This is a genomic window from Verrucosispora sp. CNZ293, from assembly GCF_002754655.1.
In genome coordinates this window covers 5,323,781-5,336,900 of the sequence record NZ_PEFR01000001.1, presented here as the reverse complement: position 1 = coordinate 5,336,900, position 13,120 = coordinate 5,323,781, and the positions used below count along the sequence as shown (strand labels likewise).

General features: G+C 73.0%; 12 protein-coding genes. 8 read left to right on the top strand and 4 right to left on the bottom strand.

The genetic code is table 11. The features are described from left to right. Positions 1–58: 58 nt before the first annotated feature. On the bottom strand, positions 59–844 hold the full coding sequence (locus tag CLT74_RS24340; protein ID WP_099849193.1) for a DeoR/GlpR family DNA-binding transcription regulator: 786 nt from the start codon (positions 842–844) through the stop codon (positions 59–61). Positions 845–1,037: 193 nt separating this feature from the next. Between CLT74_RS24340 and CLT74_RS24335 the strand changes: the two genes are divergently transcribed. The 3 genes from CLT74_RS24335 (at position 1,038) to nagA (ending at position 4,142) form a co-directional block, all read left to right on the top strand. After that, complete coding sequence (locus CLT74_RS24335) at positions 1,038–1,967, top strand: sugar isomerase (protein WP_099849190.1); 930 nt, start codon at positions 1,038–1,040, stop codon at positions 1,965–1,967. Between the two features lie 94 nt (positions 1,968–2,061). Next, a complete protein-coding gene (locus CLT74_RS24330; RefSeq protein ID WP_099849188.1) occupies positions 2,062–3,036 on the top strand; it encodes an ROK family protein in 975 nt (324 codons plus the stop codon). Beyond that, the gene (gene nagA / locus CLT74_RS24325; RefSeq protein ID WP_099849186.1) at positions 3,033–4,142 is read left to right on the top strand and encodes an N-acetylglucosamine-6-phosphate deacetylase; all 1,110 of its coding nucleotides are present in this window, start codon (positions 3,033–3,035) and stop codon (positions 4,140–4,142) included. The genes CLT74_RS24330 and nagA overlap by 4 nt, the downstream gene beginning before the upstream one ends. A 12-nt stretch (positions 4,143–4,154) precedes the next feature. Here nagA and CLT74_RS24320 read toward each other — a convergent pair whose 3' ends face one another. Further along, on the bottom strand, positions 4,155–5,363 hold the full coding sequence (locus tag CLT74_RS24320) for a DUF4032 domain-containing protein (protein WP_099849183.1): 1,209 nt from the start codon (positions 5,361–5,363) through the stop codon (positions 4,155–4,157). A gap of 103 nt (positions 5,364–5,466) precedes the next feature. Between CLT74_RS24320 and CLT74_RS24315 the strand changes: the two genes are divergently transcribed. Together CLT74_RS24315 and CLT74_RS24310 are read left to right on the top strand one after the other, a co-directional pair. After that, positions 5,467–6,228: a phosphatase PAP2 family protein gene (locus tag CLT74_RS24315; RefSeq protein ID WP_099852791.1), complete on the top strand. Its 762-nt coding sequence runs from the start codon at positions 5,467–5,469 to the stop codon at positions 6,226–6,228. A gap of 9 nt (positions 6,229–6,237) precedes the next feature. Continuing rightward, a complete protein-coding gene (locus CLT74_RS24310; RefSeq protein ID WP_099849180.1) occupies positions 6,238–7,470 on the top strand; it encodes an APC family permease in 1,233 nt (410 codons plus the stop codon). Positions 7,471–7,475: 5 nt separating this feature from the next. Here the strand turns inward: CLT74_RS24310 and CLT74_RS24305 are convergent, their stop codons facing one another. Next, the gene (locus tag CLT74_RS24305) at positions 7,476–9,266 is read right to left on the bottom strand and encodes an NAD-binding protein (protein ID WP_099849177.1); all 1,791 of its coding nucleotides are present in this window, start codon (positions 9,264–9,266) and stop codon (positions 7,476–7,478) included. Positions 9,267–9,357: 91 nt separating this feature from the next. Here CLT74_RS24305 and CLT74_RS24300 point away from each other — a divergent pair, with 91 nt between their 5' ends. From CLT74_RS24300 to CLT74_RS24285, 3 genes are all read left to right on the top strand, one after another. Further along, a complete protein-coding gene (locus tag CLT74_RS24300; RefSeq protein WP_099849173.1) occupies positions 9,358–9,840 on the top strand; it encodes an MSMEG_6728 family protein in 483 nt (160 codons plus the stop codon). A 32-nt stretch (positions 9,841–9,872) separates the two neighbouring features. Further along, positions 9,873–11,399, top strand: coding sequence for an FAD-dependent oxidoreductase (locus CLT74_RS24295; RefSeq protein WP_099849170.1), 1,527 nt, complete (start codon positions 9,873–9,875; stop codon positions 11,397–11,399). 325 nt (positions 11,400–11,724) lie between these two features. Next, positions 11,725–12,168 carry an HNH endonuclease gene (locus CLT74_RS24285; RefSeq protein ID WP_099849163.1) on the top strand — a complete coding sequence of 148 codons (444 nt, stop codon included), beginning with the start codon at positions 11,725–11,727 and terminating at the stop codon, positions 12,166–12,168. A 79-nt stretch (positions 12,169–12,247) separates the two neighbouring features. Here the strand turns inward: CLT74_RS24285 and CLT74_RS24280 are convergent, their stop codons facing one another. Then, the gene (locus tag CLT74_RS24280) at positions 12,248–13,015 is read right to left on the bottom strand and encodes an enoyl-CoA hydratase/isomerase family protein (RefSeq protein ID WP_099849160.1); all 768 of its coding nucleotides are present in this window, start codon (positions 13,013–13,015) and stop codon (positions 12,248–12,250) included. Positions 13,016–13,120: the final 105 nt, after the last annotated feature.

Genomic DNA, 13,120 nt, shown 5'->3' with positions numbered 1-13,120 from the left:
CGCCGGAATGGAAGATTTCGATACGGTGAGCGTCGGCGACGCGACGCCGCGTCAGCCCTCAGGCGCAGATGACGTGGACGCCTGCGGCGCGGAAGGCGTCGACCACCTCGGGTGCCGCGCCGGAGTCGGTGACAAGCGTCTCGACCCGGTCGACAGGGCAGATCCGGGCGAAGGCGTGACCGCCCAGCTTGGACGAATCCGCGATGATCACCACCCGCTTCGCCCGCGCCACCATGAGGTTGTTCATCGCCGCCTCGCCCTCGTGATGGGCTGCGGCGCCGAGCAGCGGATCGATGGCGTCCACCCCGAGCAACGCCACGTCCAGGGTGACCTCACGCAGCAGCGCCCCGCCCAGCGGACCGACCAGCTCGAACGATTTCGGCCGGACCACGCCGCCGGCCACCACCACCTTCATCCGGGACCGGACGAGCAACTCGTTCGCGATGTTCAGCGCGTTCGTGACCACCGTCAACTGCGCGCCCTCGGCGTTGGTGTTGAGATCCGGGCGTACCGCGAGCGCCCGGGCCACCTCGGTGCTCGTGGTGCCGCCGTTGAGGCCGACCACCGTGCCCGGGGAGACGAGCGCCGCCGCGGCCGCGCCGATGCGCTGCTTCTCCGCCGAGTGCTTTGCCGTCTTGTAGCGCAGCGGCAGGTCGTACGAGACCCCGTTGGCGACCGCGCCACCCCGGGTACGGGTGATCATCTGCTGCTGCGCGAGTTGGTCGAAGTCCCGCCGGATGGTCGCCTGGGAGACGTCCAGCCGATCGGCGGCTTCCTCGACGGTGACCCGGCCCGAGTCGGTGAGCATTTCGAGCAGGGCGTTCCATCTCGCGTAGCGGTCCACCCCGGGCCTCCATGTCTGCACGATCTGTGCTTGGTTGCGTGCACACTAGTGCTCGAAACTAGGAAGTGGCAAAAACCAGGTCTGCTCGATCGCTCCTGCGGTTGCCATTTCCGGTGAGTTTCACGCAGAATGGCGCGCGAAAGACGGGATTAACGAGCCGTAATGAGCAAGGCTCCGCCTCCGAGGAGTTCCCATGGCGTACGTCCACGCGGAGATCGCGAGCCAGCCGGACTGCTGGCGACAGGCGAGCGAGCTGGCTCCGGCGATGCTCGACCGCCTCCCCGGCCCCGGTGAGCGGGTCGCCGTCGTCGGCTGCGGCACGTCGTGGTTCATGGCCATGGCGTACGCGGCCCGCCGGGAGGCCGCCGGCCAGGGCGAGACCGATGCCTTCCAGGCCAGCGAGTTTCCCGCCGGCCGCCGCTACGACCGGCTGTTGGCGATCACCCGCTCCGGCACCACCACCGAGGTACTGGACCTGCTCGCCGGGCTGCGTGGCCGCGTCCCGACCACGGTGCTGGTCGGCGACCCCGCGTCACCCGTGGTGGAGACCGCGGACGCCGCCGTCACCATGCCGTTCGCCGACGAACGCTCAGTGGTGCAGACCCGCTTCGCCACCACCGCACTGGCGCTGCTCCGCGCCCACCTCGGCGACAACATGACAGCCCTGGTCGCCGACGCGGAGGTGGCCGTCCGGGCCCCGCTGCCGATCGATCCGAGCCTGATCGAACAGGTCACCTTCCTCGGTCGCGGCTGGACGGTCGGGCTGGCCCAGGAGGCCGCGCTGAAGTGCCGCGAGACCGCCACCTTCTGGGCCGAGGCGTACCCCGCGATGGACTACCGGCACGGCCCCATCTCGGTGGCCGCCCCGGGCCGGCTGGTCTGGGCCTTCGGCGAGCTGCCCGACGGGCTGCCCGAGGACGTCGCCGCCACCGGCGCGTCCTTCGCCCACAGCCGCACCCACGGCTACCGGACGGTGCTCGGCCGGTGGGCGGCCGGGCGTACCCCCGTCGACCCGATGGCCGACCTGATCCTGGCCCAACGCTTCGCCGTCGCCCTCGCCACCAGCCGTGGCCTCGACCCCGACGCGCCCCGGCACCTGAGCCGCTCCGTGGTGCTCACGTGATCTCCTCGCCACAGGTGCGGCGGCCAGGAACGTCTGCGGCGTCGCGGCGAGGTCCAGGTGGGGTTCCGGTCGCGTCGAGGTGTCAGGTGACGCGGTGGCGGTGAACGGCGGAGAGGTCGCCGTCGCGCTGGACGTGGGCGGCACCGGGATGAAGTGCGCCCTGGTCGGGGCGGACGGTGCGGTGCGGCATGCCGAACGACACCCCACCGACGCCGAGCGCGGTCCCGACGCCGTGGTCGAGACGATCCTGACGGTGGCCGAAGGGCTGGCCGGCAAGGCGCGGGCGGACGGGCTCACCCCGACGGCGCTCGGCATCGTGGTGCCGGGCGTCGTGGACGAGGCGCACGGCGTGGCGGTCTGGTCGGCGAACGTCGGCTTCCGGGACGTACCCCTGCGCGACCTGGCGTCGGCTCGGCTCGGCCTGCCCACGGCGCTCGGCCACGACGTGCGCGCCGGTGGCCTCGCCGAAGCGCGGCTGGGCGCCGGTCGCGACGCCGGGCACGTGCTCTTCGTGGCGATCGGTACCGGCATCGCCGCCGCGCACGTGGTGGCCGGCTCGGCCGCCACCGGTGCGCACGGCGCGGCCGGGGAACTCGGTCACATCCTGGTCCGCCCGGACGGGCCGGTCTGCGGTTGCGGACGGCGGGGCTGCCTGGAGGCCGTCGCCTCCGCCTCATCCGTCGCCCGCCGCTACGCCGAACTCATCGGCACGACATCGGACGGTGGGTCCGCCGCCGACGCCGGCCCGGAACGGACCATGGTGACTGCCGCCGAGGTGGCCGCGCGGGCGGCGGGCGGCGAGGAGTTGGCCACCCGGGTCTGGCGAGAGGCGGTCGAGGCACTTGCCGACGGGCTCGCCACCGGCCAGGCCCTGTACGACGTGGAGACGATCGTCCTGGGCGGTGGCCTCGCCCAGGCCGGCGCCGGTCTGTTCGACCCGCTGCGTGCCGCGCTGCGGGACCGGCTGACCTTCCACCGGGAGCCGCGACTGGTCCCGGCCGTCCTCGGCGACGAGGCGGGCTGCCTCGGTGCCGCCCTACTCGCCCTCGACAAGTTGGAGACGCCATGACCCTACGGGTGAACGGCAAGGTGGTGACGCCCGGCGGGGTGATCTCGCAGGGTTGCGTCGAGGTCCGAGGTGACCGGATCAGTGCGGTCGCCGAGTACCCGTCGGTGCGCGACGGGCACTGGATCGTGCCCGGCTTCGTCGACATCCACAGCCACGGCGGTGGCGGGCACACCTTCACCACCGGTGACGCCGGGCAGGCGCGGGCCGCCGCCGCGTTCCACCTGAGGCACGGCACCACAAGCCTGCTGGCCAGCCTGGTCAGCTCGCCGTTCGAGCTGATGCGCTCGGCCACCGCCGCGTTCGCGCCGCTGGTCCGCGACGGCGTGCTGGCCGGCATCCACTACGAGGGGCCGTATCTCTCCGCCGCCCGATGCGGCGCGCAGAATCCGGAGTTCCTGCGGGACCCGTCCACCGACGAGCTGACCGAACTGATCAAGATCGGCGACGGGGCGGTCCGGATGGTCACCCTCGCCCCCGAGCGGGCCGGCGCGCTGGAGGCCGTGGAACTGCTCACCCGGCACGGGGTGGTCGCCGCGGTGGGGCACACCGACGGCACGTACGAGCAGACCCGCGCCGCCGTGGCGGCGGGCGCGAGCGTCGGCACCCACCTGTTCAACGGGATGCGCCCGGTGCACCACCGGGAGCCCGGCCCCGTGGTGGCGCTGCTCACCGCACCGAACGTGATCTGCGAGTTGGTCGCCGACGGAGTGCACCTGCACGAGGGGACACTGACCTTCGCCACCTCGAACGCCGGGCCGGAACGGTGTGCCCTCATCACCGACGCGATGGCGGCCGCCGGCATGCCGGACGGCGAGTACGAGTTGGGTGGCCAGGCGGTGACAGTTACTGACGGAGTGGCCCGCCTCTCCCGCGACGGGGCGATCGCGGGTAGCACGTTGACCATGGACGCGGCGCTGCGCAGGACGGTCGCCGCCGGGGTCTCGGTCCCCGACGCGGTACGCATGGCGTCCACCACGCCGGCCCTAGCCGTCGGCCTCGGCGACCAGGTGGGCACCCTCCAGGTCGGGCTCCGCGCCGACCTGGTGGTGCTCGACGACGACCTGGAGATCGTCCGGGTGATGCGGGCCGGCACCTGGGTCGAGTGAGCCGGCAGCAGGTCAGCCCGCCGAGATCTCCACGCCGAGGACCGCCTGTTCGTCGGGGCGGTGCACGAGCACGTCCGACAGGAACGACTGCACCGCGTGGCGCATCCCGACGTCCCGACCGGCCTGCTCGGAGAGCAGCCACTTGTGCTCGATGATCTGGGCGAACAGCTCCTGTGGCTCCAGCTTCCGCCGCAGATGCGTGGGTACCGCCCGGACAACCGGCTCGAAGACCTCGGTCAGCCAGCGGTGCGCGGCCTGCTGTTCGTCGGTCAGGTCGCTCTCCGCCCGGTACGCGTCGAGGTCGTTGAGCAGCTTGCGGGCCTGGTTCTCCTCGGCGTCCAGCCCGGTCAGGCGGAGCAGCCGCCGGTGGTGGTACCCGGCGTCGACCACCTTCGGCCGGATCAGGTACCGGCCGTTGTCGATCGTCGACATGGCCACCTCCGCCACGTCGAAGCCCATCTCGTTGAGCCGACGGATGCGCCCCTCGATGTCGCGCCGGGCCTCCCGCTCGACCTGCTGCTCGTAGGTGATCTCGTGCCAGAGCCGCTCGTAGCGCTGCACCACCTCTTCGCAGACGACCTCGGGATCGATCGAGTCGTGCAGCAGGCCGGCCGCCTGAAGGTCGAGCGCCTCACCGAAGATGTTCACCCGGGCGATCTCAAGGTCCTCGCCACGCTGGCCGTTGGAGAGCACGCTGCGCAACGCGCCGGTCTCGGCGTCGACAAGGTACGCGGCGAAGGCTCCCGCGTCCCGGCGGAACAGCGTGTTCGACAGCGAGCAGTCGCCCCAGAAGAAGCCGGTCAGGTGCATCCGGACCAGCAGCGCGGCGAGCGCGTCGAGCAGCCGTCCCATCGTCCCCGGCCGCAGCGTGTGCGAGAACAGCGCCCGGTAGGGCAGGGAGAACTGGAGGTGACGGGTGATGAGTACGGGGTCCAGCGGCTCACCGGCGTCGGATTCCCGGTCGGCGACGATCGCCACCGCCTTCACCGACGGGAAGTCGATCCGTTCCAGGGCGCGCAGCAGGTCGTACTCCCGCTCGGCCACCCGCTCGCCGGTCTCCTTCACCGCGTAGACGTGCCCGCCCAACTGCACGAAACGCACCACGTGCCGGGAGATGCCCTGCGGCAGCGCGACCAGGTGTTCAGCCGGCCACTGCTCCAGCGGTGTCGACCAGGGAAGGTCGAGCAACGCCGGGTCGACGAGGGCCGAGGTGATCCGCACGGCGTCAAGTTTGACGTTTCCTCCGCCGGAACGCCTCCCTACGTGGCTCGGCCCACAGTCGCCGGCCACCGGACGCACCGCGCGGGCCGGTAGCGTGATCGGGGTGCGGGAGACGACATCGGTACGCCGGAGAGTCCGCCTGGCGCCGGTACGCCCGGCCGGCTGGTGGTTCGACGCCGTACTGCTGGCCGGGTTCGTGGCGCTCACCGCCACGCTGGCCCGGGGTCACCTGCTCGGTCTCGACCTCGCCGTCAGCGAGTGGGCCTTCACCCACGACCCGGCCCCGCTGTACTGGACCGCCCGGGTGTTCAACCTGCTCGGTCAGGGCGGCGGGCTGCTGCTGCCGCTCTCCGGTGCACTGGCGGTGGCGGTGGCCTGGCGCCGTCGGACGATCCGGCCGTTCCTGCTGGTCGCGGGCGCCCTCCTGGTCACCATGGTGACAATCGGCCCACTCAAGCTCTGGACGGATCGAGCGGCACCCACCGCCTCGGTCAGGGAGCCGTTCCTGGCTCCGGAGGAGGCCGTGCAGATCTTCAACCACCTGCCGGCCGGCGCCTACTCGATGTCGTACCCGTCGGGGCACGTGGCCAACGCGATCGTCTGGTACGGGGTGATCGCCCTGCTGCTGGTCTCGCTCACCGTCGGCCGGCTGCCCACCGGGCTGTACCGGCTGGTTCGTTACGCGCCACCGGCGATCCTGCTGGTCACCACCACCTACCTCAACTTCCACTGGCTCACCGACGGGCTGGCCGCCCTGCTGCTGGGGCTGCTGCTGGACCGGCTGCTGCACCGGGTGCCCTGGGACGACCTGCCGCTGCCCGGTCGCCTCCGGCAGTGGGACGGGCCGTTCATCAGGCACCGCTAGGGTGCCGCTGTGGAGCAGCTAGCACGCCGGCTGGGCGTACCGGACGCCGTCGTCATCGGGCTCGGGTCGATGCTCGGCGCGGGCATCTTCGTGGTCTTCGCCCCGGCCGCCGCGGCGGCGGGCGGCACCGGGCTGCTTGTCGCCCTGGCCCTGGCCGGGTTCATCGCGTTCTGCAACGCGACAAGTTCCGCCCGGCTGGCCGCCCGCTATCCCGAGTCCGGCGGCACCTACGTCTACGGCCGGGAGCGGCTGAACCCGTTCGCCGGGTTCCTCGCCGGCTGGGGCTTCGTGATCGGCAAGACGGCCAGTTGCGCGGCGATGGCGCTGACCATCGGCGCGTACCTCTGGCCGGGGCAGGCCCGGCTCGTCGCGGTGCTGGCGGTCGTCGCGGTGACCGCGGTGAACCTGCGCGGTATCGGCAAGACCGCCGCCGCCACCCGGATCCTGGTGCTGCTGGTGCTCGCCGTGCTCGCACTCGTCGCCGTGGCGGGCGCGACGAGCGTCTCGATCGACCGGATCGACCAGCCCGGCGGCTCGGCCCGAGGCGTGCTGACCGCTGCCGGGTTGCTCTTCTTCGCCTTCGCCGGGTACGCCCGGATCGCCACCCTCGGCGAGGAGGTGCGCGATCCACAGCGCACCATCCCCCGGGCGGTGCCGTTGGCGCTCGGTCTGGTGCTGGTGATCTACCTGATCCTCGGGGTGGTGGCCGTCGGGGTGCTCGGCGCGGACCGGCTGGCCGCCTCCGCCGCACCGCTGGCCGACGTGGTGGGCGCGGCCGGGCTGCCCGGCCTGGAGTGGGTGGTGCGGGCCGGCGCGACGATCGCGGTGACCGGGGTGCTGCTCTCCCTGCTGGCCGGGGTGGGTCGCACCACGCTGGCGATGGCCCGCCGCCGGGACCTGCCCGCCGGGCTGGCCGCCGTGCATCCCGTGCACCAGGTGCCGCACCGGGCCGAGCTGGCGGTGGCGGCCGTGGTGATCCTGGTCGTCGTGCTCGGCGACGTGCGGGGGGCGATCGGTTTCTCCGCCTGCACCGTGCTCGTCTACTACGCCATCACCAACGCCGCGGCGTTGACCCTGGGGCGGGAACCGGAACGGAAGCTGCCGGTGCAGGCACTCGCCGTGGCGGGGCTGCTCGGTTGCGTACTGCTCGCCGTCAACCTGCCGCTGGCCAGCGTGCTCGCCGGCTTCGGCGTGCTCGCCCTCGGCGCCGCCTGGTACGCCCTCCGGTCAGCCCGCCGCTGACAGGGTCACTCCGTCGCTTCGCGCGGTACCGGTGTGCCGGACGGCGGGGAAGGCTCCGGTGGCGCGACCTCGCGGAGCAACGCGTTCAGGCCGGCGCGGCGGGCCACCACCGTGAGCCGGTCACCCGCCACGATCACCATTCGTGGGTCCGGTGACCAGTCGAGGCGCTGGCCGGCGCGGGCGTGCGCGAGCAGGCGTACGCTGCCGGCCCGCCCGACAGTGGCGAGCGTCCGACCGTCCAGGTCCGAGCCGGCGGCCACCGGGACCTCGGTGACCAGAAGCGCGTGCCGGCCCACCGGGATGGTGGCGATCACCGCCCGGTCCAGCAGGGCGGCGGCGAACGACGGTGCGGCCAGGTAGGAGACGCTGCGTGAGGTCCCGATGCCGAAGGCCCGCTGCACGCGTTCGGCGAAATCGCCGTCGAAGAGCCGCAGCACCACCCGAAGCTGGTCGTCGAGGGCCCGGGCGTTGAGCGCCGCCCGCAGGTTGGCCCCGTCGTCGGTGGAGACCACCACAAGCGCCTGGCAGGTCGCCACCGAGGCGGCCCGCAGCGTCTCCTCCTGCGCCGCGTCGCCCACCACGAGCGGTACGCCGAGCCGCCGGGCCAGCCCGCCGCCACGCGCGTCCGCGCTCTTGTCGATCGCCACCACCTCGACGCCGAAGTCGTTGAGCTGGGCCATCACCCGGGTACCGATGTTGCCCAGCCCGACCACCACGACGTGCCCCGAGCGCTCGGGCAGGATCCGCCCGGTGTGCATGGCCAGCCGGGCCCGGACCACCCCGTCGACCACCACCGCCGTGATCAGCGGAATCAGCGCCAGCCCGGCGAGGTTGAGCACCACCTGCATGACCTGCTCGGCGGCCGACTTGCCGGTGTCCGGATCCTGCCCGGTCAGGGTGGTGACCAGGGTCAGGTAGAGCGCGTCGCCCCAGCCGACGTGCGCCGCGCTGGCGTACAGCCCACCCAGGGCGGCCACCATGGCGAGCAGCACGAGCACCGCGATCCCGATCTTCCGGGTGGCGAAGCTGCGGATCGCGCGGAGCACCATCGCCACCGGCCGACGCCGTCGCCGCGCCCGGACCAGCCGCCGCGCCGCCAGCTCGGTGCCGGCCGGCCGGCCGACGGCCTCGGCGAGCACCACGTCGGCATCCTGGTCGTCGGCGGGCAGCACCAGATCCTGCTGGTTGTCGCGGGTGTCGGCCACCCCGCAGACGATCTCGCTCGGGCGTACGTCGTCGCGGCGGGCCACGTAGAGGGTGCGCCCGCCGTGCCGGAAGTGCGTGGGCGCGACCTCGCCGAGCGCGGCGGCCACGAAGGCCGGTGCGGCCATCGAGGCGTCCGAGAGCACCGCCGAGTCGGGAAAGATCTGCCGTACGCCGTTGGCCAGGCCGGTGTTGAACATCCGCACCACCAGGCGCAGTCGGGGCTCCACCTCCTGTGCGCAGAGCGCGGCGTGCATGTTGCCCACGTCGTCCTGATGCAGCAGGGCCAGCCCGGCGGCGTCGACGAGCCCCGCCCGCCGGAAGGTGACCTCGTCCAGCCGGTCGGCCCGGATCACCTCGATGCCCGGCAGGTCCCGGCCGTCCGGCCCGGGAGAACGCCGACGGTCCGGCACGATCAGGGTGATCCGTACCCGGCCGGCCTGTGTCTCTCCGGCGAGCATCGTCCGGACCACCCAGTAGGCGAGCGGATCCTGCCCGCAGATCACGTAGTGTGCCCGGGACTCCCCGTTGACCCGCAACCGGCGGCCGGCCCGCAGGGCCCGATCCAGCAGCGGCTCCGCCATGCCCCGCATGGTAGTCAGCCGGTCGCAGCCCGCGCAGCCCGTCATGATCGTGGCTGCCGCGCCACGGCATGTCCGGGCCGACGACGGGTAGGGCAGCGGCATGCAGACCTTCCTGCCGTACCCGGACTTTCTGGCCAGCGCCCGGACGCTGGACCAGCGACGGCTCGGCAAACAGCGGGTGGAGGCGATCCAGGTGCTGCGCGGGTTGACCCGCCCCACCTACGGCTGGCGCAACCACCCGGCGGTGAAGATGTGGGCCGGGTACGAGGAGGCCCTGACCCGGTACGGGCTGGACGTCTGTGCGGTCTGGTGCGCGGCCGGCCGGGCCGACACCTGCGCCACCACGCTGGCCGTCGACCTGGCCGCCGCCTGCGGCGTCGAGCAGGTCCGCACCCAGCAGGAACTCGCCGTCGGCGGGGAGCTGCCGCCGTGGCTCGGCCGGACCGAGGTGCATCTGAGCCACCGTTCGTCGCTGCTCCGCAAGGATCCGGCGCACTACCGCCCGCTGTTCGGCGACGACGTCCCCGACGACCTGGACTACGTCTGGCCCGCCTCCGACCGCCCCCGCCGTTGCCTCCCATGAACGGGAGAGCACACTGATCGGGGAGGTTCCCCATGACCCTGTCGCAGTTGGCCGGACGGCTCATCGGCGTACGTCGGCACCTGGTCGACCCCGGCGGGGGTGGCGCTCCCCGGGTGCCGCGCCCGGTCACCGCGGTGGTCGTCGGCGGCGGCATCGCCGGCATGTCAGCGGCGGTGGTGCTCGCCGAACGCGGCGTCGAGGTGACAGTGCTGGAGGCCGCACCGACCCTGGGCGGCCGGCTCGGTGCCTGGCCGGAAACCCTCGCCGACGGCACCTGCCAGGTCAACGAGCACGGCTTCCACGCCTTCTTCCGGCAGTACTACAACTGGCGGAACATCCTGCGCCGGATCGACCCGGCACTGCGTTTCCTGCGGCCGGTCCCCGGCTATCCGGTGCTCAGCGCCGAGTGGCCGACCGAGGAGTTCGGGCGGCTGCCGCCCGCGCCGCCGGCGAACCTGCTCACCCTGCTCGCCCGCAGCCCCAGCCTGCGCCTGCGGGATCTGCGCGGAATGGACCGGGACGCGGCCCTGCCACTGCTGACGTACGACCCGGTACGCACCTACGCCGAGTTCGACCACACCACCGCCGACGAGTTGCTCGACTCGCTGCGCCTGCCCGACCGGGCCCGGGCGATGCTCTTCGAGGTCTTCTCCCACTCGTTCTTCAACCACGAGGCGGACATGTCGGCCGCCGAGATGATCGCGCAGTTCCACTTCTACCTGCTCGGCAACCCGGAGGGACTGGCCTTCGACTGTCCCGACGAGGACTACGCCACGGCGATCTGGGGGCCGCTGGCCCGGCACGTCGAGGGCCACGGCGGCCGGATCCGCACCGGCGAGCCGGTGACCGGCCTGCACCGCGACGCCGACGGCTGGCAGGTGTGCAGCACCGAGGGCACGTACCAAGCCGGACATGTGGTGCTCGCCGTCGACCCGCCTGCCCTCGCCGCCCTGGTCGCGGCGTCACCGTCGCTTGCCGAGCAGGCCCCGGCAGTGGTGGCGGCGATGCCCGCGTACGGTCGGCCCGGCCCGCCGTACGCGGTCGCCCGCTACTGGTGCGACGGCGACGTCGCCCCCGAACGGGCGATCTTCAGTGGAGTGTCCCGACAGGCCACCCTGGACTCGGTGACGCTCTACCACCGGCTGGAACGCGAGTCCCGCGAGTGGGCCGAACGCACCGGCGGCTCGGTGATCGAGCTGCACGCGTACGCCTGCGAACCGGACGTGCCCGCCGCCGACCTGGCCGAACGGATGCGGGCCGAACTTGCCGTGCTCTGGCCGGAGACGACCCGGCTGCGGGTACGGGAGGTGCGCGCCCGGGTCGAGGCGAAGGCGCCGGCCTTCGCGCCGGGTGGCCACACCGGACGGCCAGGTGTCCGCACCGACGCCATAGGTCTCTATCTGGCCGGCGACGGCATCGGCACCGAATTCCCCAGCGCGCTCATGGAACGCGCGGCGGCCACAGGTGTCCTCGCGGCGAACCACATCCTGCGTGCCGAGGGCGGTGCGGCCGAGCCGCTGCACTCGATCCGGCCGCGTGGTCTGCTCGCCCGGCGCTGACCTCCAGGTCCCGGCCCGGCCGTCGCTCGCTGCCGGCGCGGCCATCGAAATGCGTTGCCGCCTCACCTCGACCGCACCTACCGTGATCGCGCAAGGTCAACAGCCGTTCCGGGAGTCCGTCATGTCGAGGTTCCACGTCACCACCGCCAGGTCGGCGGTGTGGCCGGGCTCGCGGATGCTCGGCGGTTGGCGCACCGAACGCCCCCAGGGTGGCCGCCAAGGCTGACGCGTACCGCCGCACGCCGAGCCGTCCACCCGCACCCGGGACCGGGCGGCTCGTCGCCGTCCGCCCGTACGTCCGTCACCGTCCTGGAGGGAGACACCGGTGGACGCCGTCCTCGTCATCAACGCCGACCTCGGCCCGCTGCACCGGGTCACCGTCAAGCACGCGATCCGGATGCTCTGCCGCCGGGTCGCCGAGATCCACGAGGCGGTGCCGGACCGGGTCATCGGGGTCTTTCCGGTGCCCCGGGTGGTCCGGCTGGTGCGCTACGTGGTGACCCGCTGGCGGATGCGCGCCGGGCCGGCCTGGTCCCGGGCCGGGGTGTTACGTCGTGACGGCAGGTGCTGCGCGTACTGCGACGGGCCGGCCGACACCATCGACCACGTCCTGCCCCGCTCGCGCGGCGGCCGGAACACCTGGAAGAACACGACGGCCGCCTGCTACGCCTGCAACCAGCGCAAGGGGGACCGGACGCCGGCCGAGGCGGGCATGCCGCTGCGGCGCGTACCTGTCGTACCGAGCTGGGCGGCGCTGGCCGAGCGGTGACGGACCGGCCGGCGGGCACAGGGGGCGGCGTCGGGGAACATCTCCCCGGTGCCGCGCCCGCCGGCCCCGGTCCGCCGCTTCAGCGTCGGGCGGGCGGCGTCCACCCGAAGCGTGGTGCGCGACGCTCGTGGAAGGCCGCCACACCCTCCCGAGCCTCGCCACTGGCCCGCACCTGCCCGTGCCACCAGGCCATCCGACCCTCGTCCGGCCGACCGTCGACGATTTCCTTGGCGGCGGCGACACTGAGCTGCGAACGCTCGGCGATCACGCCGGTGAGCCCGTCGACCCGGGCGGCCAGGTCGGCACCGGGCAGCACCTCGTCGACCAGGCCCATCCGCAACGCCCGGTCGGCGTCCACCAACTCGCCGGTGAACAGCAGGTGCTTGGCCGCTGCCGGGCCGACCAGCCGGGACAGCCGGTGCGTGGTGGGCGCCGGGTAGACCAGCCCCAGCCGGGCCGGCGGTACGCCAAAACGCGCGTCGACCGCGGCTATCCGCAGGTCACAGGCGACCGCCAGCTGACAGCCGCCACCGACGCAGGCACCACGGACGGCGGCCACTGTCGGCTTGGCGAAGGTGGCCAGCCGCTCCTCCGCCACGACGGCGATGCTGCCGTCACCGGCCGCCAGCAGCTCGTCCAGATCACCAAGATCCGCACCCGCGCAGAAGGTGTCGTCGGCACCGGTCAGCACCACGACGCGTACCGCCGGGTCGACCTCCAGACCGTCGAGCAGCACCGGTAGCTGCCGCCACATGGCCGGAGTCATCGCGTTACGCCGGCCAGGATTGCGGATCACCACCGTGGCCACCGCACCCGCGACCTCGACCACCAGGCCCGCGTCAGCCATCGCCCACCGTCCCTCCGCCGCACCACTCCGTACGTCACCTGCGGCGACCTTAGCGACGTCGCCCGCCGCGCCCGCCCGGTGGGCCCGGTCCGGCGAGCCCCACCC

Bases quoted from the DNA above. Each gene is read 5' to 3' on its own strand.
- nagA (WP_099849186.1), top strand. From the start codon at position 3,033: ATGACCCTACGGGTGAACGGCAAGGTGGTGACGCCCGGCGGGGTGATC.
- CLT74_RS24280 (WP_099849160.1), bottom strand. From the start codon at position 13,015: ATGGCTGACGCGGGCCTGGTGGTCGAGGTCGCGGGTGCGGTGGCCACG.
- CLT74_RS24295 (WP_099849170.1), top strand. From the start codon at position 9,873: ATGACCCTGTCGCAGTTGGCCGGACGGCTCATCGGCGTACGTCGGCAC.
- CLT74_RS24335 (WP_099849190.1), top strand. From the start codon at position 1,038: ATGGCGTACGTCCACGCGGAGATCGCGAGCCAGCCGGACTGCTGGCGA.
- CLT74_RS24305 (WP_099849177.1), bottom strand. From the start codon at position 9,266: ATGCGGGGCATGGCGGAGCCGCTGCTGGATCGGGCCCTGCGGGCCGGC.
- CLT74_RS24300 (WP_099849173.1), top strand. From the start codon at position 9,358: ATGCAGACCTTCCTGCCGTACCCGGACTTTCTGGCCAGCGCCCGGACG.